This window comes from Paenibacillus sp. ACRSA (genome assembly GCF_022346845.1).
Classification (GTDB): Bacteria; Bacillota; Bacilli; order Paenibacillales; family Paenibacillaceae; genus Paenibacillus.
The window spans coordinates 38,136-64,631 of the sequence record NZ_JAKRNP010000020.1; the positions used below are offsets into that span (position 1 = coordinate 38,136).

18 protein-coding genes are annotated in these 26,496 nt (G+C 45.5%); 14 read left to right on the plus strand and 4 right to left on the minus strand.

Annotated features, from left to right (window positions below):
- Window positions 1-306 precede the first annotated feature (306 nt).
- Window positions 307-1,197 (plus strand): ABC transporter ATP-binding protein, encoded by an 891-nt coding sequence (locus MH215_RS27425; RefSeq protein ID WP_239294106.1) that lies wholly within the window; start codon window positions 307-309, stop codon window positions 1,195-1,197.
- A gap of 319 nt (window positions 1,198-1,516) precedes the next feature.
- Window positions 1,517-1,996 carry a glutathione peroxidase gene (locus tag MH215_RS27430; protein WP_239294107.1) on the plus strand — a complete coding sequence of 160 codons (480 nt, stop codon included), beginning with the start codon at window positions 1,517-1,519 and terminating at the stop codon, window positions 1,994-1,996.
- A 297-nt stretch (window positions 1,997-2,293) separates the two neighbouring features.
- On the opposite strand, the gene pelA is transcribed toward MH215_RS27430, so the two are convergent.
- Window positions 2,294-3,496, minus strand: a complete 1,203-nt coding sequence (pelA, locus tag MH215_RS27435; protein WP_239294108.1) for a pectate lyase — start codon at window positions 3,494-3,496, stop codon at window positions 2,294-2,296.
- Between the two features lie 501 nt (window positions 3,497-3,997).
- Between pelA and MH215_RS27440 the strand changes: the two genes are divergently transcribed.
- A complete protein-coding gene (locus tag MH215_RS27440; RefSeq protein WP_239294109.1) occupies window positions 3,998-5,359 on the plus strand; it encodes an FAD-dependent oxidoreductase in 1,362 nt (453 codons plus the stop codon).
- 168 nt (window positions 5,360-5,527) lie between these two features.
- Here the strand turns inward: MH215_RS27440 and MH215_RS27445 are convergent, their stop codons facing one another.
- Complete coding sequence (locus MH215_RS27445; protein WP_239294110.1) at window positions 5,528-6,511, minus strand: quinone oxidoreductase family protein; 984 nt, start codon at window positions 6,509-6,511, stop codon at window positions 5,528-5,530.
- A 275-nt stretch (window positions 6,512-6,786) separates the two neighbouring features.
- Here MH215_RS27445 and MH215_RS27450 point away from each other — a divergent pair, with 275 nt between their 5' ends.
- The 10 genes from MH215_RS27450 (at window position 6,787) to MH215_RS27495 (ending at window position 22,559) form a co-directional block, all read left to right on the plus strand.
- Window positions 6,787-7,629, plus strand: coding sequence for a formate/nitrite transporter family protein (locus MH215_RS27450; RefSeq protein WP_239294111.1), 843 nt, complete (start codon window positions 6,787-6,789; stop codon window positions 7,627-7,629).
- Window positions 7,630-8,107: 478 nt separating this feature from the next.
- Window positions 8,108-10,171 carry a molybdopterin-containing oxidoreductase family protein gene (locus MH215_RS27455; RefSeq protein WP_239294112.1) on the plus strand — a complete coding sequence of 688 codons (2,064 nt, stop codon included), beginning with the start codon at window positions 8,108-8,110 and terminating at the stop codon, window positions 10,169-10,171.
- Between the two features lie 168 nt (window positions 10,172-10,339).
- Window positions 10,340-11,563, plus strand: coding sequence for an MFS transporter (locus MH215_RS27460; RefSeq protein WP_239294113.1), 1,224 nt, complete (start codon window positions 10,340-10,342; stop codon window positions 11,561-11,563).
- 465 nt (window positions 11,564-12,028) lie between these two features.
- Window positions 12,029-13,579, plus strand: coding sequence for a response regulator (locus MH215_RS27465; RefSeq protein WP_239294114.1), 1,551 nt, complete (start codon window positions 12,029-12,031; stop codon window positions 13,577-13,579).
- Between the two features lie 442 nt (window positions 13,580-14,021).
- Entirely contained in the window at window positions 14,022-14,963 is a 942-nt protein-coding gene (locus MH215_RS27470) for an ABC transporter permease (protein ID WP_239294123.1), read from the plus strand.
- 15 nt (window positions 14,964-14,978) lie between these two features.
- Window positions 14,979-15,848: a carbohydrate ABC transporter permease gene (locus MH215_RS27475; RefSeq protein WP_056702053.1), complete on the plus strand. Its 870-nt coding sequence runs from the start codon at window positions 14,979-14,981 to the stop codon at window positions 15,846-15,848.
- A 24-nt stretch (window positions 15,849-15,872) separates the two neighbouring features.
- Window positions 15,873-17,525 carry a type 2 periplasmic-binding domain-containing protein gene (locus MH215_RS27480; RefSeq protein WP_239294115.1) on the plus strand — a complete coding sequence of 551 codons (1,653 nt, stop codon included), beginning with the start codon at window positions 15,873-15,875 and terminating at the stop codon, window positions 17,523-17,525.
- Between the two features lie 221 nt (window positions 17,526-17,746).
- The gene (locus MH215_RS27485; protein WP_239294116.1) at window positions 17,747-19,516 is read left to right on the plus strand and encodes a sensor histidine kinase; all 1,770 of its coding nucleotides are present in this window, start codon (window positions 17,747-17,749) and stop codon (window positions 19,514-19,516) included.
- Window positions 19,495-20,790: an ABC transporter substrate-binding protein gene (locus MH215_RS27490; protein ID WP_239294117.1), complete on the plus strand. Its 1,296-nt coding sequence runs from the start codon at window positions 19,495-19,497 to the stop codon at window positions 20,788-20,790. The genes MH215_RS27485 and MH215_RS27490 overlap by 22 nt, the downstream gene beginning before the upstream one ends.
- 188 nt (window positions 20,791-20,978) lie before the next feature.
- The gene (locus MH215_RS27495; RefSeq protein ID WP_239294118.1) at window positions 20,979-22,559 is read left to right on the plus strand and encodes a hypothetical protein; all 1,581 of its coding nucleotides are present in this window, start codon (window positions 20,979-20,981) and stop codon (window positions 22,557-22,559) included.
- Window positions 22,560-22,684: 125 nt separating this feature from the next.
- On the opposite strand, the gene MH215_RS27500 is transcribed toward MH215_RS27495, so the two are convergent.
- Both MH215_RS27500 and MH215_RS27505 read right to left on the minus strand, forming a co-directional pair.
- Window positions 22,685-23,704 carry an ABC transporter substrate-binding protein gene (locus MH215_RS27500; protein ID WP_239294119.1) on the minus strand — a complete coding sequence of 340 codons (1,020 nt, stop codon included), beginning with the start codon at window positions 23,702-23,704 and terminating at the stop codon, window positions 22,685-22,687.
- Between the two features lie 92 nt (window positions 23,705-23,796).
- Entirely contained in the window at window positions 23,797-25,452 is a 1,656-nt protein-coding gene (locus MH215_RS27505; protein WP_239294120.1) for an AraC family transcriptional regulator, read from the minus strand.
- A 487-nt stretch (window positions 25,453-25,939) separates the two neighbouring features.
- Between MH215_RS27505 and MH215_RS27510 the strand changes: the two genes are divergently transcribed.
- The coding region (locus tag MH215_RS27510; protein WP_239294121.1) for a LacI family DNA-binding transcriptional regulator at window positions 25,940-26,496 on the plus strand (557 nt) is incomplete at its 3' end.

Sequence of the window (26,496 nt, forward strand, 5' to 3'; positions counted from 1 at the left end):
AAAGAGCATATTGATGATGGGGATGGTTTTGTCTGGAAATTGACGCGTCAAGTTGCGCTTGTGCTGAGAAAAGCTCTCACATTCTCGAAGGTATTTAAGAGGCAATAACTGAAGTTAGTAGCTAAAATGTGTCGATTCAGCTTAGAAAAAATAGATTAAATTTCGATTACCTGTTGACAAATGATAATGATTATCAGTATCTTTAGTATAGAAGATATTTTGCGCCGGAAATAATCAGAATTACAATTTCGTTTTCGTTGTCGATAGCCGGGGTATCACCGGGATAAATGAGAGAGGGATGATCGAATGTTTCGTCTGGAGACGTCTAAGCTGGATATCGCATATGAGGAAAGACTAATTGTTGAGGATCTGAATATCCAGATTCCCCAAGGGAAAATAACAGCACTTGTTGGAGCAAATGGCTCAGGAAAGTCTACGATCCTGAAAACGATGGCTCGGATCATGAATCCTAAGGCTGGTAACGTTCTGCTCGACGGAAAGTCCATTCATAAGCAATCCACGCGTGAAGTAGCGAAGCAACTCGCGATCTTGCCACAGAATCCTACAGCTCCGGAAGGACTCACAGTAACGGAACTGGTGTCTTATGGACGATTCCCTTACCAAAAAGGTTTTGGTTCAATGCGTGCTGAAGATAAGCGCATGATTGAATGGGCGATTAATGTAACAGGCATGACAGAGTTCCATGACCGTCCAATTGATCAACTGTCTGGTGGACAGCGTCAACGTGCTTGGATCGCTATGGCACTTGCGCAAGAAACAGATATTCTCTTCTTGGACGAGCCGACAACGTTCCTCGATATGGCTCACCAGCTTGAGGTGTTACAGTTGTTGGAACAGCTTAATGCGACAGCTAACCGCACCATTGTTATGGTTGTCCATGACTTGAACCATGCTTCACGTTATGCGCATCATATGATCGGAATCAAGAAGGGTAAAGCAATCGCTACAGGCTCGCCTGTAGAAGTTATGAACTCCGATGTACTCCGTGAAGTATTCAACATTGAAGCGGATATCGTTATTGACCCACGTTCTGGTGTACCTCTCTGCTTGCCTTATGCTCTTGCAGGGGAGCGTCAACAACAATCTACGACATCAGATCCACGGGTGTTCAACAGTGCGATGGTTCATGCCGGAGAACGTACAGAACAACGTGTTCATCAGGCAACGGGAAGTTAATCACGAAGATCAATTATTGAGGATCGTTCATAGAAGGTCATACATTATAGAATGAAGCCATGTGCAGTATTGCATGTGGCTTTTTTTTGTATAGGAATTGGCTAGTGGCGCCACAGGATGTAATACACTACGCTGTACATCGCGGAGAGTCTAATGGAAAGCGAGTGAGCTATAGACAGGTAGGGTGCTGAGGATATTTGGTAATTACACGGTTCATGCTTATAATAGTAAGACAGGCTAATCAAGAGCGCACCGTCGTTCTGGTTAAGATAGCTTGAGCCTAGAACCAAAACAACATCAATCATGGGAGGAATCAGTCATGTCCGTATATTCGTATAAAGCGTTAACTACTGCTAATCAGGAAGCACCTCTGGATCTGTATCAAGGTAAAGTATTGGTGATTGCCAACACAGCCAGCAAATGTGGACTGACTCCACAATACGGCGAATTGCAGAAGTTATATGATCGTTATCGCGATCAGGGTCTGGTTGTATTGGGCTTCCCTTGTAATCAGTTCGGTGGACAAGAGCCAGGCACGAGTGAAGAAGCTGAGTCTTTCTGCCAAGTAAACTATGGGGTTAACTTCCCTGTGTTTGCCAAAGTCGATGTTAACGGCGAAGATGCTCATCCTTTGTTCCAGTACCTTCGTGAACAGCAACCAGGTGATGGTGAGGATAACACAATCCAGTGGAACTTCACGAAGTTCTTGGTGAATCGTGAAGGCGAAGTTGTAGGTCGTTATGAACCTAAAGAATCTCCAGAAGCTATGACAGCAGAGATCGAGAAGCTGCTCGGTTAATACATGATACAAGGAGCCTGGTCTTTATCAATAGACCAAGCTCCTTTGTCATTTGTAAGAGTTTGTTCAAAAAGTCCGCTTTTGATTACGCAAGATGCCTGGTGGCATCATCAGCAGCGAATATGGAATTCAGCCGAAATGTCCGTTGCTCACGTAGTCTTGCCTACGCTCCGCTACTCCATTTCTAGCTTTATCCCATCTTCTTGGTACTGAAAAGCGAACTTTGTGAACTTCGATTGTAAGAGGTCGTTCAAAAAGTTCGCTTTCGATTACGCAAGATGGCTGGCGGCATATGCTTTATGATCCAGGCAAAGGTGTGCTCAGAGGATAGTACCCGGCATCCGAAGCAAGCTTCAACAGATTACGCGCGTAGCTTCCTGCCCAGGAATACCCGTGTCGCCGTTCTTCACTGATGTCCAGAATGTTCATATACTTCAATCCATCCCGATCCGCATAGAAAGGCACATCTTCATCTACGTTATAGAAGCGGTACCAGATCACGCTCCCCGCATCCGGTTCAAAATAAACAGGGCCTTGCCGATTATATTTGGTTCCGTTTTCCCGAACCGTATCAAACCAGCGCAACGCTGCCTTGGCTGCTCGCTCGATCTCCGGAGTCTGAGGTCTGGACATGAGAAAAGCCGTTATGGCTACTGATTCAGATCCCGACTTGGAGGCTAACTCATACGCTCTACCTGCTACAGGAGCATAGGTCACAGGATCATGCTGTGCACCCCAAACGGTAGGCTGACCGTTATTGATAATCTGTGCTTTAAGGGTATAATCGATACCCTTGTCCAGAGCGGTCTTTAGCTTATTGCGGTCACTGTTACTAAGAATATCGTTGTTGAACCCCTGTCTCCGTTCCACGATATCGTCAATTAGTAGCATTGTCTGTACCATAGCATTGTCATTATAAGTCACTGCGTCAGAGTAGTTGCTCCGTTTAGGATATACCTGCGGCCATCCTCCAGACGGATATTGAGAGGTCAGGATAAAGCCGACGGCTTTACGGACGCTGTCCTTAAAGACGGAATTTCCTGTTTTGCTATACATATCAGCCAGGAAACGGATCTCTGATGTTGTAGCATCATTGTCAAACGTCCCGAGTTCAGTGCCATTTGGGTCCTTCCAGCCAGAGCGTGCTGTCACGCCATCCCAAGGTGCTGCATATTGCTCTTCCATGTCTTTGTAGAATCCGCCGTGCGGCATCTGCCATGAGACGATATTGAGTGCATAGGCTGTGTCCTTGGCTAGATCACCAGTGGCAAAATTACTGAAATCCCTAAACTTCTGAAGCAGAGAGGAGACATCTACACCTGCTGAAGCTTTGGAGGACAGAACTTCGGTTTTGATTGTTACGGGTGGAGAATCAGCAGCAGCAGGGGCAGTGGAAGCAGCAGAAGCACCGTAAGGTACAGCTACTCCGGCTGTCATCATGGCAACGGCAAGTGCGACGGGAACCAATTTGAGTGTGGCAGGCACTGAATGTTTCTTCAAATGAACGCCTCCTGTAATTTTGGTATTTGTACTAAATAAAATCCAAATAAAGGATCATAATCTATATTGTAAGCGCTTACCAATATGAAAATCAACCCATTTACCTTATATTATTGAAAATAATGGGATTATTTCTCTTGATTTACGTTAAAGTAGGGTTTGAACTAACCCATTTTGTGTGTTCATTTGAAGCAATGCAGATCATCATATCGGAGCATAAAGGGCTTGTTTTCAGGGGAAAATAACGTCGTGAAGCCATGCAATACATGCATAGCCAGTACCCAGGTCGAGGGATCATATCAATAGCAGGCCAGCCGAGTTAAACTGCATTTAGAAATTTTTTTTCAGAAACCTATTGCAATGTGAAAAAGATCACATTATAATGAGTGTATAAAGTGAAATAAATCACATGGACAGTATCGACAAAGTAGTGAAATATTTCACAACTTAATTAACGTTATAAATCCTACAATTTTTCATACACTCAAGGAGGAATTTTAAATGAAAATCGCAGTTATCGGATGTACACACGCAGGAACCGCAGCTATTGTTAACACCGCCAAATTGTATCCAGACGCAACGATCACCGTGTACGAGCGCAATGACAACATCTCCTTCTTATCTTGTGGTATTGCGCTATATGTTGGTGGCGTGGTGAAAGATCCAGATGGACTGTTCTACTCGTCCCCCAATCAGCTTGCTGATCTGGGCGTTGTAACCAAAATGCTGCATGAAGTTACAGCCGTTGATACGGCTAATCACAAACTTCAGGCTAAAAACCTGCAAACGGGGGAAGAATTCGAAGATACTTTCGATAAGCTCATTGTCACTACAGGATCATGGCCGGTTATTCCGAAGCTGGAAGGTATTGAGATGGATAACATCCTGCTCTGCAAAAACTATAACCACTCCAATACCATTATCGAAAAAGCCAAAGATGCCAAACGCATCACGGTTGTAGGTGCAGGTTACATTGGTGTTGAGCTGGTCGAAGCTTTCCAAATGAACGGTAAAGAAGTTACCTTGATTGATAGCGTGGATCGTATTTTGAACAAATACCTTGATCCTGAATTTACAGATGCCATCGAAGACACGCTGACTAGCCGCGGTATTAAGCTGGCATTGGGTCAGACGGTACAGAAATTTACCGGTGAGAATGGCAAAGTGAGCAAAGTTATTACATCCAAAGGTGAATTTGAAACGGATCTCGTTATCCTATGCATCGGTTTCCGCCCGAATACGGAGCTGCTCAAAGGTCAAGTGGATATGCTGCCGAACGGCGCTATCATTGTAGATAAATATATGCAAACGAGTCAGAAGGACGTCTTCGCCGCAGGCGATAGCTGTGCGATTCATTACAACCCAACAGGTAAAGCATCTTACATCCCACTGGCAACCAATGCTGTACGGATGGGAACTCTCGTAGCGCGTAACTTGGTTCGTCCTACAACACCGTATATGGGTACACAAGGTACATCGGGTATCAAAATTTACGATCAAAACATTGCAGGTACAGGTATGACGGAAACATCTGCAGCAGATGAAGGCTTGATGGTTGAGGCTGTCGTGTTGGAGGATAGCTACCGTCCGGAGTTCATGCCAACAGCTGAGAAGCTGCTGCTCAAAGTGGTCTATGAACAAGCAACTCGCCGCATTGTTGGTGCACAAGTGATGTCCCAAGTGGATCTGACACAATCGATCAATACCATCTCGGTCTGCATCCAGAACAACATGACGGTAGATGAGCTCGCGTTCATCGACTTCTTCTTCCAGCCACATTACAATAAACCGTGGAACTTCTTGAACACAGCTGGATTGCAAGCTCTACCTCCAATTGAAGTGAAAGCACCAGCGTTGGTGTAAGTAAGCTCGAATTAGTGAGTGAATAAAAGGTAAATCAGGTATTAATCAAAGGTACTAATCAAACCAAAAGGCTGGCGAGTAATCGCTGGCTTTTTGCTTGTTCTAAGAGAAGAGTATTTTCTCTAATTAGCTGGAAATAAACGAATTATACGTAGATCCAAGTACTGCTTATGAATGTTCAGTGTATAACACAATCTTTCCAGTGCTGTTCCTGCTTTCAATGAATTGATGGGCTAATGGAGCATCTTTCAAGGGTAACTTTTGACTTATATTCAACTTAATCTGCCCACGCTCTAACATGCGGAATACTTGTAATGAAGTATCCTTTAATACCTGTGGCCGCTCTTTTCTTGTTGTTCCTAAGCTAAATCCGAGGACGGAGCGACAACTTGAATGAAGTTCACTTGCCTGAAGTTGTGCATACTTCCCACTTGAATTCCCGAATACAACTAAGCGTCCATATCGAGATAAGCAGTTCATGCTCTGCTCCGTTATCTCACCACCAATGGAATCTAATATAATATTGGCACCCGTCCCATTCGTCATGTCATTCACTCTCTGTGTAAAATTCTCATGAGTATAACAGATGACATGATCTGCTCCAGCCTCTAAAGCCACGGGAATCTTGGATTCGTTACCTACCGTACCAATAATCGTTTTGGCACCTAATGCTCTGGCGACTTGAATAGCTGTTGTTCCTACTCCTCCAGAGGCAGAATGAATAAGAACCTGATCTTGATCTTGTATATTAGCTACGTCAGCAAGCAGTTTATAGGACAAAAAGGAGACAATACCACATGAACCTGCAACGTCAAAAGGAATAGAGTCAGGAATGGCAAAAGTTAGATTCTCATCTGCCACAATATACTCTGCATACGAACCATGGTGAGGGAACGCCATTACTCGTTGACCTACGGCTAATGATGCTACTTCGTCGCCAACTTGTTCAATAATACCTGATGCTTCAAGTCCTGGAATGAACGGAATTTTCCCTTGTCCTTTGTTGCCGTACCTCGCTTTAACATCTGCAAAATTAACACTGGTCGCCATTACGCGGATTAAGACTTGCTTTGATCCAATCGAAGGAATTTCAACATCTACATATCTCATATTTTCGGTTGAACCAAACTCTTCTACAAGGATAGCTTTCATATCGATCACCCTTTTGTTTCATTATGTGAAACAATGTTTCATTTAACTATAATTATACATGATATGGAAAAACGAATAAACTGATTTTTCTTTTTGAAGTGATAATCAGTTAGAAAACGGATCAATAAATAAAAATGCATCTAATGTTTGTGATTATTTGCACAAAGTTTTATCTTCAGCCAAGATACAATTAGATCAGACAGTGAAGCTATAAAAACTCAGGCATGAACTGAAGAACGATCCATTCAATATGAGAAGCAAAGGAGAGAATGGCGATGGCGGTCAAATCACCTCTTGAGGTTGCACAATACACGGTGCAGAGCGGGATTAAGAAGGCTCACAATCCTGTTTCATCTGTACTTATCCTTGGTTTCATGGCAGGGGCTTTTATATCTCTAGGATTTCTGCTGAATATACGGGTGATTGCCTCTGCTCCGGCAGAGTGGGGGAGCCTAGTGAACCTAATTGGTGCGTCTGTCTTCCCATTAGGTCTTATTCTTGTGCTTATTGGTGGCGGAGAGCTACTAACTGGCAATATGATGGCGGTACCTCTAGCTACAATCGCACGTAAATTATCGGTGGGAAGCATGTTCAAGAACCTGACTTTAGTGACGATTGGAAACTTTCTAGGAGCAATCTTCGTGGCTTATGCGTTTGGTCATGTGTTAGGGCTAACGAGTGAGGGCGTATATCTAGCGAAGGTCGTGGATATGGCGGGACATAAGCTGCATGACGGATTCTTGCAAGCCTTCATCTCCGGTATTGGTTGCAACTGGTTGGTCGCTCTGGCGGTGTGGTTGTGCTACGCAGCAGATACGATGAGTGGTAAAGTGCTCGGCATTTGGTTTCCTACGATGGCCTTTGTTGCGATCGGCTTCCAGCACGTTGTAGCGAATATGTTCTTAATTCCTGCGGCAATCTTCGAAGGGCATTATTCGTGGGCACAATACATCATGAACTTCATACCGGTATGGCTTGGTAATCTGACGGGTGGTGCTCTGTTTGTCGCAGCAGCTTACTATATGGTGTACCTTCGTCAAAGCGAGTCCGAAGTGAAGCCGGAGTTAAAAATGGCAACCGAGCCTGAAGCTAGACCGATGCTGAGCAAGCAGGCGTAACGATTATATCAAGGGAGTATGACAGCGCAGACGATCTTGTCTCGTTCTAAATCACGGTGAGCACCCCCGTGGCAGAGCGAAAACAAGATCGTTTTTTCATGTTTATTTCTGTCAGTGGGGCAGAGTTAAGATTATTTTGTCATCGAAGTGACAGTTGTAAATAATCATTAGTTTAGTTCTATATAATATATAAATAGACAAAATAAATTCGCCATGACAAGGTTCGGGGGAACGAAACCTGTTCATGGCGAATTTCGGGAGTGGTCCATGATATGGCATGAGGAGGAAGTGGGGAAACACTAGCCTAATGCCTTGTTTTTTATTTACCCCTGAATCTGGAGAATGAATCAAAAGCAAAAAACTTTTTTTGCAAAAAAATGGCGTCTTGTGTAAATGTGAAAATGAACTGTTCTCTTTACGGTAACGCACCAGAGAAGATATGATAGAGAGATAGCTTTTACAGGGGAGGAACTTCAACATGATTAATCAGGAGAATGGTGTATTTCCGGCAGTTTGTCCACTCGATTGCCCGGATACATGCGGTCTGCTGTTACATAAAGAGAACGGAAAAATTGTAAAGGTTGTGGGAAACCCCGATCATCCAATCACCAAGGGCGCCATTTGTAACAAAGTTAGAAATATGACCGAGCGTGTATATCACCCTGAGCGGCTTCAATATCCGATGAGACGGGTTGGCGCCAAGGGTGAAGGCAAGTTCGAACAGATCAGCTGGGACGAAGCGATTGGCGAGATTACGTCCAAATTCAGTTCCATTGCGGAGGCGTACGGATCAGAGAGCATTCTGCCATACAGCTTCTATGGCAATATGGGCATTCTCGGAGTTGACGGCATGGATCGACGTTTCTTCAACGCACTTGGAGCGAGCATGCTGGAGCAGACAATCTGTAATGCGGCGGGCAATACCGGCTGGAAATATACAATGGGCGCTAATCAAGGGACAATCCCAGAGGATACCGAGCATGCGGATCTCATCATCGTATGGGGAGGTAACATTGTCAGCACGAATATGCATCAGGTTGTACTCGCAGAGAAAGCTCGTAAGAAGGGCGCTCAGATCGTCGTGATCGACGTACACCGCAACCGTACCGCTCAATGGGGAGATTGGTTTATCCCGCTCTACCCGGGTACAGACAGTGCGCTAGCACTGGGAGTCATGCATGTGTTGTTTGAACGTGGGATGGCGAACGAAGCCTTTATGCAAAAGTATACCGTAGGACATGACGCACTACGTGATCATGTTCAAAGTTATACCCCAGAGCGTGTGGCACGCATTACTGGCGTGCCGGAAGCTGACATCGTGAAGCTGGCTGAACTGTACGGCAAGGCGAACGCAGCGCATATTCATATCGGCAATGGCCTCCAGCATCATGATCATGGTGGTATGAGTGTGCGCAGCATATCTTGTCTGCCTGCGATCACAGGCCACTGGTTGCAGCGCGGCGGCGGTGCCGTGCGCACGAATAGCTATGCGAGCACCAATAGCGATGCATTGGAGCGTCCAGATCTGCGGCATAATCCAGAGCCGCGAGTAGTAAACATGAACCGGATTGGTGAAGCGCTGCTCGAAGCAGATCAGCCAATCCGAGCGATGTTAGTGTATTGCAGCAACCCACTGGTTGTTGCACCGGATTCCGAGCGGGTGGAGCGAGGTTTTGCAAGAGAAGATTTATTCACGGTTGTACACGATCTATTTATGACGGATACGGCCAAATACGCAGATATTGTGCTGCCTGCGAAGTCTTCATTTGAAGCAACAGACCTATACACGTCCTACTGGCATCAGTACGTACAATTGCAGGAACCTGTCATCGCACCGATCGGGGAGAGTAAGAGCAATGTTGAGTTGTTCTCCTTACTTGGACAGGCGATGGGGTATGATTCTGAGATCTTTGGCGAGACGCCAGAACAGATGATTGAGGCAGCACTCCAGAATACAGATAACCCGTATATGAACGGGGTAACGCTGGAGGCCCTTAAGGAACAGCGGTTTGTGAAGCTGGATATGACGCCCTATGATTCTTACTTGGATCGATTGCCAACGCCATCTGGGAAGATTGAATTGTACTCCGAAACGATGGAGCAGCGTGGATTACCAGCCCTACCTACGTACCGCACGTCCTTGGAAGGTTATGATGGAGAGCGACCTGCCAGTGTTACAGATGAATATCCGCTGATGTTTGTATCTCCGCCGAATCATAACTTCTTGAACTCGTCATTTGCGAATACGCAGAAGCATCAACGTCTGGAGAAAATGCCTATGCTACAGATTCATCCAGAGGATGCCGTACGTCGAAACGTGGAAGAGGGCGACACGGTGCTCGTGTGGAACGAACGTGGACAGATTGAGCTTACAGCGAAAATTACCGAAGCGATGCTCCCAGGAACGGTCATTAGCCAAGGCTTGTGGTGGGATGACGAAGGGAAGAAACAGCGCGTCAATAAGCTGACGTCCAATCGTCTGTCTGATATGGGGAATGGAGCGACATTCTTCTCTGCCACTGTTGAAGTGAAGCGTCAGTGAGTGTGCTTGCAAGCTGGTTTTTTTGAGGTAATATAGATTCATATTGAATCAATTTCATATGATATAAACTTTACCATACAGGCTTTCGCTTCGGCTGGTCATGCCAGTCGTTGTGAGAGCTTTTTCTACGGAAACAGGTTGGTGCATGAAGGAGCATGAACGAAGATTATGAGATGGCTGGATTCCTATCCTAAGGAAGTAAAAGTATTTTTGCTGGCAAGTCTGGTCAACGCGACAGGCAGTGCCTTGATGTGGCCGCTGACCACGATGTATGTGTTTGACGAATTAGGTCGGACGATGGCTAACGCCGGATTTGTCATCCTGATTCAATCTCTGGGCGGTATTTTTGGACAATTGCTTGGCGGCTCACTGTACCACAGAGTTGGAGTCAAAAAATTGATTATCGGATCGCTGGCACTGAATGCCTTAGGGCTGTTTGCTCTACCTTGGATTAGTGCATATTGGGTTATATTTATCTGTGCGATGGGCTGGATTGGCTTATTCAGTTCCTTGTCGTTACCTGCGATTCAAGCGTTTATCGGTTTTCGTTTTGCAGAGCGACGTGGTGAACTATTCAACATTATTTATGTGGCGAATAACATCGGTGTGGCAATTGGTACAGCGCTTAGTGGATTTCTGGCGGACTTTTCGTATCACCTCAGCTTCATATTGAACGGGGTCACCTCGGCGGGCTTTGCGATATTCTTCTGGTATTATCTGTCGCGGCTTGAACCGGAGCAAGGGGAAGTACATCTGACGAAACGGCAGAAGCAGACTGGTGGCGCAAGTGTATGGGCACTGCTAGGTAATACGAGGCTGTATCTGTTTATGAGCCTAGGTGTGCTGTTCCTGTTATTTGGTAACTCGATCTGGAATACAGGAGTATCACCGTACATTATTTCAGAAGGTATGGAGAAAAGAATGTATGGTCTGCTCTGGACCCTGAACGGGGTGCTGATCTTTGTGGGACAGCCATTCACGTCGTGGATTAAACGTACAATGGCTCGTACCTCCAATGCCCAGATGACGGCTAGCGCTGTATTCTACGGCATGGCATATCTGGTGATGATCACGATGTATAACTATCCGGGTATGGTTCTGGCGATGGTGCTTGCAACCTTCGGGGAAATGCTGATCTCCCCGGCAACGCCGGCATTTATATCCGAGCACGCTGGACGAGCAGCGCCCTTCTATATTGGGGTGTCCGGTGGGATCGGTGCAATTGGTCGGGTCATTGGTCCGTATGCGATGGGAGTCATGTATGACAAGCAGGGATTGATTCCGGTAGCCTGGCTTGCAACTGCAATGGCAGCTGTAGCGGTCGTCGGTTTCCTACTGCATGCAGCACTGAATCGGCACCGTGAGGTGAAGGAATATGGGATCGACGGCTAAAATAAAGACATAACCACAAACAGCCTTTCCTCTTTTAACGAAGGAAGGCTGTTTCTTCATTCATTTCGTGCCTTTGAAATTGCAATCAGTACGCTAAATACAGCCCCACCGAACATGATCGTTATATAATCAATTTCATCTAAGGATTTACCCAGTAAGATCATATTGAATACGACGGATAACACATTCCATAAAATAAAAAAGCCCAGAAAGTATTTTAGAAAAACTTTTAATTTCATGTTGATTAACCCACATCCAATCATAACATTTAATCCATTTTATACCAGTATATTTAAAGCTTGATAGTGTCTCTGTAATCTTCATGTAAAATCACATCATCCAGAACTGTTCACAACACAGGCTCATATAACATGAACGCTGTCATTCGGAACTAACCCCCATATTTATGCATAATGCTCATATAATAGAATAAAAAAGCAGTTAACAATCAGGGGGATATTCTACATGTACAAGGTCTTGTTGGTTGATGATGAATTTCTGATCTCTGACGGAATTTCCAGTGTCGTGAATTGGTCCCTACTGGGTACGGAGCTCATCGGTATTGCTCACGATGGATTGGAAGCGCTTGCTTCAATCGAACGGCAGCGTCCTGACATTATTATCTCGGATATTCGTATGCCAGGTATGGATGGGCTGCAACTTGTTGAAGCGGTGGCGGAGAAATATCGGGAGATCTCGTTTATTATGCTCACAGGCTTTACTGAATTTGAGTATGCGAAGACTGCTATGCAATATGGAGTGAAGCATTACTTGCTTAAACCTTGCAGTGAGGAGAGTCTGGTTCAGGCCATTGGCGAGCTGGTCAGTGAGAAGCGGGAGCTTACAGATCATGAGCACTTTGTGCAGGCCATTCAATACAATTTGGAGCGAGTACTGCCACATGCGAAGGAGTATTTTTTGAAGGAATTGGTCACCAACAAGACGTATGGCGTGAAGGAATGGAAGTATTTTGGCGAACTGTTTAGTGTGCAATTTCTCGGTCAGCGTGTACGTTTGTTATTGGTCGAGATTGAGGGAGAGCATGAGTATCTGCACTTGTTCGCTGTTAAGAACATCGCAGAGGATATTTTTCACAATCCCATATTAAGTACAACGGTAAGAGGGCATCTGCTCGTCATGATGGAAGATACGATGTCAGAAGCACAGCTATTTCGGAATATTGATGAGATTCGAGTTACCTTTACCCGCTATTATCGCTATGACCTGACGATGGCGCTGAGTGAACCAGGCGAACTGCCGCAAGCGCGTCAATTATATATGCGAACGATTGCGTACCTGAATCATCGCTTTTACCTCGGAGAGGGCAGTCTTATTATGGAACGTGATGTAGCCCCAGTAGAGGAGCGGGATGTGCCTGAGTTTGAGTATGATCAGGGAAGGCTTGTCACTGCAATTCAAGCAGGGCACTGGCAGGACGCGGGAGCGGAGCTGAATCGAATCTTCCAACTGCTGGTTGATCTTCGATACGATATTTCCCAGACCAAATCATACCTTATCCAAATATTTATGGAGATTATTCGGCTCAGCGGAGCTGCAGATATGAAGCATTATATGGACCGACTACCTTGCATGATTGAGACGAGCACGTTACATTCTTTCCAGCAGTTCCTGCTGACCGTAGCCAAACAGATTACCCTTCGTCGTTATGAACAGCAGCGTTCCAGGCAGTCTCAGATGGTGCACCAGGTGAAGCAGCTTGTACAGAAACGATATCAGGATGAAACATTAACACTCCAGTCCATTGCCGGAGAGATCTACATGAATCCCGATTACATTGGCAAGATGTTCAAGAAAGAGACGGGCGAGAAGTTCACCAATTATGTCCTCACCTACCGGATACAAAAAGCATTAGAGCTACTGGAGCAGGATGGGAATTATACAGTGTCCTTGCTCGCAGAGTATACGGGCTTTGGATCGAACTGGCCTTACTTCAGCAAAGTGTTCAAGAAATATACGGGATTCTCTCCATCCGAATATAAGAAAGCCATACCCTGACTGTCTTCAATGACAGCAGGTTTTTTTGTGTAGCCGTCCCTAGTTTCGGGCTGCTGAAAACCGTACTTTTTGCACACGAACTTGTAGAACACGGTTTTGAACATCCATATCTCGGAAATGAGCATGGGAGAAGACCCGCCCAAGTCCTATCATTATACCTATAGAGGTAGTTCAAAAAGTCCGCTTTTGATTACGAAGGATGCCTGACGGCATCTCAGCATCGAATATGGGATTCAGCCGAAATAAGTGGAGGCTTACGCAGATTGTTTCCTTCGGAAACAATGTGGTTGCTCACGTAGGTTTGCCTACGCTCCGCTACTCCATTTTGATCTTCATCCCATCTTCTCGGTACTGAAAACCGTTCTTTTTGAACACGAACCTATAGAGGATTTCCATATCAGAATTGGAGGTACAGTGGATGGAGCTGAAGCGAAGTCCGGTGATGGAGCCGGGACATTTGAAGCCATCTGGCAAATGGAGCTTTGTAAAAAAGGAACTTGTTCGTAACAGGTATGTATACCTCATGTTGCTTCCTGTCGTCGCCTATTATCTGATTTTTAGCTACGGGCCAATGTATGGGCTCCTGATGGCGTTTCAAGAATCATATAGCCCAGTCAAAGGCATAATGGCGGGAGAATGGGTCGGTTTTGACAATTTCACCATGTTCTTCGAAAGTTATTACTTCTGGAGACTCATTAAGAACACATTGATTCTGAGTTTTTACAGCATTGTATTCGGATTTCCTGCTCCAATCATACTTGCCTTACTCTTGAATGAAGTACGTAAGAAATGGTTCAGAAGCACAGTGCAAACGGTCAGCTACATGCCGCATTTTATTTCAGTTGTTGTCGTGGTCGGAATGTTGAAAACGTTCTCATCTTTGGACGGTGGGTTATTCAATGTCATTCGTGGATTCTTTGATCTACAGCCGCTGATGTTCTTGGCAGAGAAAGATATGTTCCGTCCACTCTACATTCTATCGAATATCTGGCAGGGAGCAGGCTGGGCGTCCATCATCTTCTTAGCGGCGCTTAGCGGCATTGATCCCCAGCTATATGAAGCTGCCAAGATTGATGGTGCAAACCGCTGGCGTCAACTGCTTCATATTACACTTCCCGGGATTTTACCAACGATAGTAATTATGCTTATTCTGCGTATGGGTGCGGTGATGAATGCCGATTTCCAGAAAATATTGCTCATGCAAACCGCACCGACTTATGAGACTTCGGATGTCATATCAACCTTTGTGTACCGATCGGGTATTTTGGAAGGCAATTATACGTATTCAACAGCTATTGGGCTGTTTAACGGGGTTATCAATTTTGCACTGCTACTTGCTGCGAATGCAATCAGCAGAAAGCTCAACTCAACCAGTCTCTGGTAATTGGAAGGTGAAGCGATGAAGAGGTCTACAGGTGAACATATCTTTGATGCATTTAATACGCTGCTGCTCTTGGTGGTCATGATCCTGTGTTTCTACCCGATGCTGTATGTATTCAACTCTTCGATTAGTGATCCGGATCAGATGTTACGTTCCCGTTCACTCATGCTCTGGCCCGAAGGCTTTCAGTTGGAAGCGTACAAAGCGGTATTTCAGGATACCCGTATCTACACTGGTTATATGAATACACTCTTCTACGTGGTGGTGGGAACAGCAATCAACTTGCTGATGACTTCACTCGCGGCGTATGGGTTATCTCGTAGTGACCTGCTGGGCAGAAAAACGCTGATGAAGTTGATTACATTCACGATGTTTTTTGGTGGAGGTATGATTCCCACGTTTCTGCTCATTCAAAATCTGGGGATGGTGGACACGCGCTTTGCCCTGATTATCCCTGGAGCGATCAGCACATTCTATTTTCTCATTATGAAAACAAACTTCGAAGGCATCCCGATCAGCCTGATCGAATCCGCGAAGCTGGATGGCGCCAATGATTTCTTGATTTTATTCCGCATTGTACTGCCTTTATCGAAGCCGATTTTAGCGGTTATGATGCTGTATTACGCCGTGGATCACTGGAATGACTACGTGGGGCCGATGCTCTATCTGCGGAGTCAAGAGCTGTACCCGATCCAGATTATTATGCGCGACATCTTAATCAGCAGCAGCACGGAAGCGATGGGGGCAGGTGTGGACACAGGCTTTGCAATAGGTGAGAACATCAAATATGCCACCATTATTATCTCAACACTTCCAATTATGCTGGTGTATCCGTTTATCCAACGCTATTTTGTTCAGGGTGCCTTAATCGGTGCTGTGAAACAATAAATTTAATCCTTGGAGGCGAATTACGTGAAAAAAAGAATGGGGTCTATTCTATTGTCATCTCTGCTCACTATGTCTTTATTGGCTGGATGTACTGGAGGAGCGAGTGAGCCAAGTGCTACAGAGCCTGAAGAAGGGACGGAGCCTGCGGTTCAAGCCTTGACTGAGATTCCGCTACCGATTACAAGTGAATCCTTCACGATTGATTATTGGCGCGCCAATGATGCGAAGCTTACGGCTTCAGTGAACAATTTTGCAGATATGGCATCCTACAAGGAGAAGGCGAAGCGAACAGGCATCGAGGCGAAATTTACACATCCTCCACTGGGACAGCAGAAAGATCAATTTAACCTGCTCATCTCTACCAAAGAATTACCTGACGTGATCTATTATAACTGGGCTGATGCCGTTGGCGGACCGGAGAAAATGATCAAGGATGGCCGAATCATCCGTTTGAACGAGCTGATCGATAGCTATGCGCCTAACCTGAAACGCATCATCGAATCTGATCCTGATGTGAAGAAACAGATTGCCCTTGATGATGGAACGATCTATATGTTCCCACTGCTCAAGCTGGATGCACTCAAGCTGAATGCAACCTCTGGTTTGATTATCCGTCAAGACTGGCTCGATAAGTTGAACCTGCAAGCTCCGACGAATATTGATGAATGGTATACGGTGCTTAAGGCGTTCAAGGAACAAGATCCGAATGGCAACGGGAAACAAGATGAATTACCCTTCACGGGTAACTGGGGACCAGGTAACCTGACGAAGCTGCATGACTTTGCTACTGCCTTTGGCGTTATTGGAGGCTTCCAGATGAATGGGGACAAGGTGGAATTCGGCCCAATTCAACCCGGATATCGTGACTTCTTGGAGACTATGGCGAAGTGGTATAAGGAAGGTCTGATTGACCCTGAGATTATGACTAATGATGGTAAGGCATTCGACTACAAGGTTACCAACAATCTGGCGGGTGCTTATCAGGGCGGGGTATTCAGCGGTATGGGAAAATATTTTAACCTCATGAGAGATACCGATCCAAACTTCAATGTGACAGGTGCGCCATGGCCACAATCTCCAGATGGAACTGCTTATGCAACGTTTAACATGGAAGCTAAGGTGCTCAGCTATGGTGAAGCCATCACATCTTCGGCAGACGAAGACAAACTGAAATATATCGTACAGTGGATGGACTATAACTATAGTGAAGAGGGCAGTGACCTGTTCAACTTCGGGATCGAGAACGACAGTTATGTAAAAGAAGGAGATGGCGTCAAATTCACGGATGTCATTGTAGATAATCCAAAAGGTTTGACGTATGATCAGGCTCTAGCTTCGTATGCACTATCCATTATGGATGGCCCGATCAACCAAGACAGCCGCTATCTGGATGCACTCTTGTTCGATGAAGGACAACGTGCAGCGAATGAGGAATGGATGAAAGCCAGCTCAGCACTGACACTTCCGCCAATTCGTTTGTCCTCCGATGAGGTTAGCACAAGCACGTCCATTATGAGTCAAGTTAATACGTATCTGAATGAGACGATGACGGCTATCATTAGCGGACAGAAGCCAATCACAGAATTTGACACCATGGCTGAAACGATCAAAAGCATGGGCATTGACCGTGCCATCGAGATTCATCAAGCTGCGTATGACCGATATAATGCAAAATAATAGGCAAGGAATGTTCGGCAAGCCGCATATGCTATATAGACGAATCTGAACATGTACACACGAACAAAACGGAAGGATCATGGGTCATCCAAGCGTTGAATGCTGCTAGACGAGCGGGGCGCTAAAAAGATATAGGAGAATTTTCCTGCATGTGATATATCTAGTAGAGGTTGTTCAACACGCACTAGTAAATTCACGTGGTTCAAAGGAGCGCTTGTGTCATGATAGCCTACCGCAAACTAAGTATCAAAATGAAAATGTTCCTGATGATCATGTTCATGATGGCATTTATTATCACGCTGGCTTTCAGTTCCTTGTATTATACGTATTCCGTCTATGATAAACAGTTATTCGATAAGTCTTCCCGGCTGCTGAATCTCTCGTCCTCTACGGTTGATCTTGAATTGCAGAAGTTGGAAGCGTTGTCACTAAATATGATCTCGGATATGCAAATCCAGCGGGCGCTAAAATCTTTGTTAGAGGATGACACGGCGTACTCCAGTTTTATTGAGCGTAAGAAGATTACAGATCGGCTATGGGAACACATTAGTGGGGCTGCACGTTACGTGCAGTCCGTTCATTTAATTGATTCTCAGGGAAGAGTGAATAAGTATGGTGAGACGATAACCGTATCTGAGGAAAAGTATGATCGTATGATTGCAGCTGCTGAGCATGCAAATGGTGCTGTTAGGTGGTTGTATCCAGATGATGATGACCCGATGCTGGTTATGGTTCGGCAGGTACGAGCCTATGATCCGATGACGCTCAAGCCTGTCGGCATTTTGTTTCTACGGATTAACATCGAACGTCTTGTGAAGGAATACGCAGGATTGGATAGCCAGAATAGTGATATTGTTCTGAAGGCAGGAGACGACGTAGTTTATCCTTATCGGCAGCTCCAGAACGCAGTATCCGAAGGGCTGAAGCCATTACCGGGCAGTGGTGGTTATGAGATCAAAAACCTGGATGGAAGGGCAGTGTTTCTAGCGCAAAAGAAATCGTCCTACACCGGCTGGGTCTACTATAACATGGCCTCCTATCACGAGATTTTTGAGCGAATCATATGGCTGAAAAATGCACTAATCGTCGTTTATGTCATAGCCATCGTAATCGTACTGACCCTTGGGATGGTATTTGCACGCAGCTTAACGAGGCCGATTAGACAGCTCATCGGACAGATGAAAGAGGTGCAGTATGGTGATCTCGACAATATCGATAATGCGAATCTAACCGTGCCAACGCATCATCATATGGATGAGATCGGGTTATTGCACCGTACATATCGGTTGATGATCACCCACATCAATACACTTATTAAAGAAAATTATGCAAGCCAACTGGTCATTAAGGAAACGGAGTTCAAGGCGTTGCAGGCGCAGATTAATCCGCACTTTCTATATAATGCTCTGGATTCTATCCACTGGCTTGCCAAAAAGCATAAGCAAGAGCAGATTTCCAGTATGGTGCTGTCACTCGGCTATTTACTGCGCACATCGATTAGCTTCAAGCAGAATGTCATCACCTTGGCGGAAGAGCTGGAGATCGTCAATCATTACATTACGATTCAGAAGTATCGTTTTCAGCATCGACTGGATTTTCATCTGGATGTGCCACAGTCCTACTTAGGCTGTGCCATTCCCAAGTTGACGTTACAGCCGTTACTGGAGAACGCGATCCAATATGGGCTGGAGCCGCAGGTGGGCGCCTGTCAGATTCGTGTGTATGCGGAGCTATCAGCAGGGAAGCTGCTGCTTGTCGTTGAAGATCACGGCCCAGGCATGGAACCGGAATTCGTGGAGAAGGTGCTTCGCGGTGAAGTGGAGACCCGAGGTACGGGAATCGGTCTGATGAACATCAGAGAGCGGCTACGTCTAGCCTTCGGTGATGATCATGACATCAGACTGGAGAGCAAGCCGGGGTGCGGAACCAAGGTCATGGTTCCCTTACCGCTGCCGAAGGAGGAGAAGCTGTGGGAAGATTACTGCGAATAATAGGCATCATCTGCCTAACGGCAGCTCTGCTCGGCTGCGTGTCCCAATTTGCTCAAAGGCCTGGTATGGTGATTGAAGAAGAACCCATTACGCTGCGTATTGCCTGGTGGGGCGGAGAATTCCGTAACAATGCTACGATTGAGGTTATCAACCAATATGAACAATTAAATCCGCATGTGAACATTGAGTACGAATACAGCAGTTTCAACGAATATTGGAGGAAGATGGCTCCACTGGCCGCGGGAAATGCTCTTCCAGATATTATCCAAATGGACATTTCGTATTTGGCTCAATATAGCTCACTAGAGCTATTAGAGGATCTATCTCCGTATGCAAAGCGTGGATTGCTGGATACGAAGGACGTGGACAAACAGCAGCTGGATAGTGGCAGTATAGATGGCAAAGTTTACGGACTGAGCCTAGGTGTTAATGCGCTAATGAGTATTTATGATCCGGAAGTGTTGCAGGCGAACGGCATTGAGTTCCCGACAGATGCATGGACTTGGGATGATTTTGATCAGATGGGCAAGCACATTCAAGGACGGGGCATCTATCTGGGCACCTATTTTACTCCAGAGCAGTTTTTCGCGTATTACCTGAGGCAACATGGTGCTAAGCTGTACGCGGAGGATGGGACACGTCTCGGTTATGAGAATGACGCCTTATTTGTTGAATATTTTGGAATGATGCAACGACTCGCGCAGGATAAACTCATTTTTGCCCCAGACATCTGGACTTCAGATATTGGTAAGCCAGACAATGATCCGTTTTATTTAGGTGAGGCGCTGTTTAGCTGGGGGTACTCCAACCAATTCATCAGTACAACAGAGCGTTATGGTAAGCCGTTATCTATTGCCCCAATGCCGGGACCTAATAACTCAGATGGGCTGTTTCTGAAGCCAGGCATGTTCTTCTCCATAGCAGGTAATTCCAGACAGAAGGAAGAGGCAGCGAAGTTTATTAGCTATTTCGTGAATGATCTGGATGCCAATCTGCTGCTCAAAGGGGAGCGTGGTGTGCCCGTTTCGTCCAGTGTGCGGGAGCAGATGAGAAAGATCGTTGAACCGGAGCAGGCACAAGTATTCGATTATATAGATTGGGTCGCAGAACATAGCAGTCCGATGGATGCTCCTGATCCCGTAGGTAGCTCTGAAGTCACTGCCGTGCTGCGTGAGCTGTATGATCTATTGTTATTTGGCAAGTTAACGGCAGACGATGCAGCGCAACAATTTCGTGAACGTGCCAATGCCATTTTGGCGAGAAGTGAAATGTAATAGCTAAATAGCCAGCATAACCTTCATTCCGCATGGATGAGGGTTTTTGGTGTGGAATGGTGGATATTTCCTCTAGTATAATTAAAATGGCAGTCATACTGCGAATAGAACTGCCAATAGATTCAAAGATTAGTAGATTTGAAGAGACTATCTATATACCAACATCAACCGATGAGGAGTGTCAGGACATGTCCATACATCACACAGGTCAAAAGGTTACTTTTGCAGATATCAAAACGAGGTTGCCTCACGAAAGCTGGATGTACACACAGAATGAAGCGAATGATGGTGAATTCGATGCCGAGGAGGTATGGCTGCATTCAGGTGATCTTCATATCAGTGAGCTGTTGCTGGATGAGGGGCCTTTTTTGATTATGGTGGAGGGGAATCTGACAGTTGATCGTTATATTGGAAACACAGAATCCGATGCGGCCGCTTCTAACCTGGTTGTGCTTGGTGATCTTACAACGCCTTATATGCTCGTGGGAGGGCAGGAAATATATATTACAGGTCATCTTTATGTGGAGGATATGTTCTGGGGAGATTACAACCATGGAGAATTGACGGTGAGAGGCAACGTAGAAGGTGGGCTGCTAGTAAGTACAGAGCAATATGGAATTCAGGTTCAAGGACAGCGGAAAGTGAAGCGTCAGCTTGAAGAGTGGGAGGATGTTGGGCCATGGCAGTGCTTCGATCTGCTAGAGTTATTCGTTCCTGAATGCATAATTGACGAAGATACAGAAGAGCCGTTTCCATGGCGAGAAGAGATGATAAAGAGGCTGCAGCAGGGACAACCTATCATTAAACGAGAGTATATTTATGCCGCAGAACTAGCGCCAGATGTACCGGATTGGTTTGAAGGTCATCAGTTCACAGCTGAGAACATTGAGCGTCTTACTCACCCTTCATTATTACCTGTAAGAGAGGAGGGTGAGTTGCTGAACAGCTATGAGTTTTGGGTGGATGGACAGTTTTGCCGAGGTTCTGTCTACGGAGATGAGCATACGGAGGGCTATTTCCGGAGTTTGTATTTTCAGGACGACCATGACTGTGCATTATTGCTCAAAATAGAGCCAGCAGACCAAGCTTCAGGCACTCCTAATGAACTTGCCGAGCAAGCGGGCACTCCTGTCTGGATGATCTCAGGCGCATATCGTTATGTGAACAGTGAGAACTCCGAATGGAGCGTATTTACGGAAGACTCACCTTCGAATATTCAGCAGTTAAGCAACCATGGATGGGATACCTTGCTGCAGTCCGTATCGAATTACCAGTATGCCCGCACCTTAATTTCGCCGCAACGTATTCGTGATTTATTAGCGTTGCCTATCGTGGAGCCGTATGACGATTATTATGATGATGACCGGCATGGGTTGTGGATTGAAGACTTCTACTTTGCATTTAGACAAGCAGGTCAAATGTGTGATGATGTTCCCCAGCCAGCTATGCTGCGTATTGGTAGAGAGTATACGGATACACAAGGGGAGACGAAGGTTGAGAAATACTTCTATACGCTACACCAGCATGCGGACGGCACAGAAATGGTGTTGATTGAATACTCGGCTCAGGAGGAAGAGGATGAGGAAGAGCTGATGTTGCTTGAACTTCATTATGTAGGTGGCCCCCAATTACTACATGCCGTTCAATTGCTGGAACGTGGACGCAAAGAGCTGATGCAAGCGAATCAGGATTTGCTGGATGGGGAACTGCCCTATGCTGTTGAATCCTTTGCGAAGCGATATTGGAAATCCAAAGGATACCTGAAATAGAAGAGCTACACCATAAAACAAGACGCCCAGTCAGGATATTAAACCTGATCGAGCGTCTTGTTTGTTCACTTATATAGAAGAGTAGAGAGATATAAAGAGAGAGGTAGGCAGTAGATAGGTGCGTATTATTTACGGTTTTGCTCTGCCCGCTCCACGATCATGTCGGCGAATTCCTCGGCTTGTCCTTGGATCGCAATCGGATCAAAGTACCAGTAGCGATCTTCTTGCAATTCATAGACTTGATTATTCTTCACTGCCGGAAGAGACTTCCAGATGGCATCTCCCTCATAACCCGCATTGCTCTCATCTACCGTGAGAAGGACATGGTCTCCTGCATACTCACCAATAACTTCACGCGAGATTTCTTTCCATTGTGTATCTCCCATGAGTTCCTGCTTGGTGATCTCAAGCGGTGCTAGCTCCAGGGCACGATAGATCGCTTGTCCACCTCGGCCAAAGTTATCCCCGTAACCATAATACCCTTTGTCTGTTGCTTCCAGAATAGAGAAGGTTTCTTCTGGTTTGATCACTTGTTTAACTTTGTCGCGCGCAGCTGTAATCCGTTCATCGTATGTTTTCAGCCATGCTTCGGCTTCATCTGTTCTGTCCAGCAAATCACCGAATCCACGAATCTCTTCATGTACATCAGCGAACGTACCATGGGTGATTACGACAGTCGTGGCAATTTTCTTATACTTCTCAACCTCTTCTGGTTGGTTAGAAGCAGTGATAATCAGATCTGGATTAAGTGCAATAATCTTCTCGAGTGATACCGTTCCGCGATCACCGATATCTGCAATACCTTGAACCTGATCAGCGTAATAAGGATTCTCCAGATAATATTTAACGGCACCCACAGGCTTTATCCCTAATGCAAGGAGATCACTTACGTACATATCCGTAACAATCCGTTGAGGTTCAGCGGGAATTTCAACATCACCCTCTGCGGAAGCATATATGCGTGTACCCTTGGAATTGGATGATGTATCTGCTTTCGTTTCAGTGGAGCCATTCGTTGCTTCGACCCCGGCGCTCGCTTGCTCCGTGGAGCTGGATGTATCTGTGTTACTACCACAGGCAGCTAACACCATTAACATGGCAAGCATGATGAATAGTCCTGCAAAGCGGTTTTTTACGACAAACATAGTCTATATCCCCCTGTATATAATCAATAATGATTATTATTCTCATTAATAAGATAGAGGAAGAGTTCTCATTTGTACATGGACGGCTATGATCATTGAACCATGGACAAATGTGATGTTAACTGGTGCATGATGTGTTTCAGTTGCTCGATCATAGAGATCGGATCGAAACCATAGAACATGTCATCACTGATGGTGTAGACTCGATTGTTCAGAATGGCCTCCAGATTGCTCCAGCACTCCTGATGAAGTAAGTGATCGACGACTTCACGCTGGGCTAGTTCGGAAGGATAGGACATGAAGATATAATCTGCTGCATACAGATGAACCTCGGATAAAGGGACATGCGCATATCCCGTCAGTAAGTGACCTTCTCTTTTCATGTGAACAGGAGGTGAGAAACCAAGCGATTGATACAGCACATGTGAAGCTCTTCCCCAGCCGTGGCCGTAGATATAGGCTCCACTCTCCTCATTCCAGAAGATGCATACGGCTGTTCCACGTACAGTCCCCAGGCAACGATCTAACGTAAGGTTAGCTTCTCGTTGAAGTGTATCGTAATGGGTTAGCCATTGTCTGGCGTTAGTTTCGAGCCCGGTTATTTGCCCAAGTCTCAGCAATTGTTCTTGCCAGTCAAGTTCTTCGAATGGTAGCAGGATTGTAGGTGCAATCTGCCGCAGCTTATCTAGGTTAGCGTGTGGTGCATAACCGACAATGAGATCTGGATGGGCGTCTGCAATGAGATCCGGATTGTGAATAAATTCATGCTCGCCCCGCTGTTCAAATTGATCTATTCCTTGTTCTTGAAAGCGATCCTTCATCCAGCTAGCAACAGCACCTATGTGGGGGAGCTGGCCTAGTGCAATCAACGAAGCAGTATAATTGAATGTAAGTGAGACAATTTTCTTCGGCTTCTTCCGGTAAAGTGTCGGGGCAGAACCAACGACCTGTTTGAATTTACGGCTCAAATAAAAGGTGTCACGATATCCTGTCAGCTCTGCAAGCTCCTGTAGTGAAGGATTCGAGAGCAGAAGATGTTCTTGGGCAATTCGAATGCGCAGCCGAGTAATGTACTCGACAAACGTAAGTCCCGTCCTTTTTTTGAACTCTCGAGAGAAATGCTCTGGACTGATATTGAACTCTCTTGCCAATTGCTCGCGGGAGAGAGGGTGTGTATACATGTCATGAATGCGTTTGATCGTGAGATCCAGCCAAGAATGATCCTCCTGTGTTACCTGTACAACTTGTTCCTTTAATGTAGCGAGTAATTGATAGAACAACATATGCAGTTTAAAAGGATTGTCAGCCTCAGGGTACATACAGGCTTGAGCCAAATCATATACGAAGTCAGTCATATTATGGCTTGTTAACGACGTTACCGATTCAAACGGCCAGGTATCTACTTCCTGTTCTATCGGTTCAAATGCGATAGCAAAGCCTTGTAGCGGAGACACTGAGCCACGTTTACGCTCATGTCGAAGGTTAGTTCCTGCTCGCCGTACAATGACTGAGCCTGTATCTACTGTAAATTGTTCGTTTGTAGTGCTTAATCTGGCTTGGCCGGCAGTCACAATATAAATGGTGTGCAACTCGCTCCACAACTGATCTGTTCGAGAGAGCGCTTCTTGATCGTGGATCTTCACAAGATACCGAAGTTTGTACATGGGAGAGGGAATGGCACAGATCTCATGCAGAGGAACAGATGCAGGTGGCGTCTTGCTGTAGAAGCCGTGTTCCGTGTTGCGCATAAATAATGATCTCCTTTCTGATCGGTCTAAGTTAATAAGCAGTATAACCTATAACGGAGCGGTGTGGGCGCCAACATGTTGAATCATATAATTCAATTAAAATTGGAAAAAGAGGTTGAAATCGCTACCAACTCAGACTATAATGAAAATGTCGAAACGTTTCAATCTGCTGTTTATAAGCATAATTAATGGTTTTCTTTATTTGGAAAAGCAAAAGAAATGATATTTATACGTATAATATAACACTGATAGAATAGTAAGGAAGAGCTTGTTAAGCTTAGTAATAGAGGGTTTTTGAAGCAATGACATAGCATTTTTTCGGAGGGTAATCGAAACGTTTCGAATTTGTATTGAAGCATATCCTATGAGTGCCAAAGTACCCCACATTCGTAGAATTATATTAGTTATAGTGGTTGTCACAACCCTTTACAGTATAAAATGTAGCTAATAAGAGAAACTTGGTCAAGGTAGAAGGAGCGAACGTAGAATGGCGACGATTAAGGATGTGGCAAAGCTAGCAGGTGTAGCGCTTTCGACAGCTTCCTATGCATTAAATGGGGATAGCAAGGTGAGTGCGAAAACGAAGAGTAAGGTGCTTGAAGCAGCACGTGAACTGAATTACCGCAAAAATGGCTTTGCCATGGACCTGAAGCGGAGCCGGACGAATACGATCGCTTTGATTTTGACGGACTTGTCTGGTCCGTATTATTCGGAACTGATTCGGAGTGTGCAAGATGTAGCGCTCGCTAACGGATATGATCTGATTGCATGTAGCTCTATGGGTGAGCGTGATTCCACAGCCGTTCGATTTTTGCGTGAAAAAAGAGTAGATGGTGCAATTATACTCGCACATAACATCCATGATGATATTTTGGTAGAATCAGCCGGCTCACGTTTTCCAATCATTGTGATGGATCGTCATCTCTCAGGAGATCATCTGGTAAATGTCCTGGTGGACGGGGAACAGGGTGGCTATCTCGCTACGCGTCATCTGATCCAGGAAGGGCATCGCACCATTGCGTATATTAGTGGACCGTCCAACTC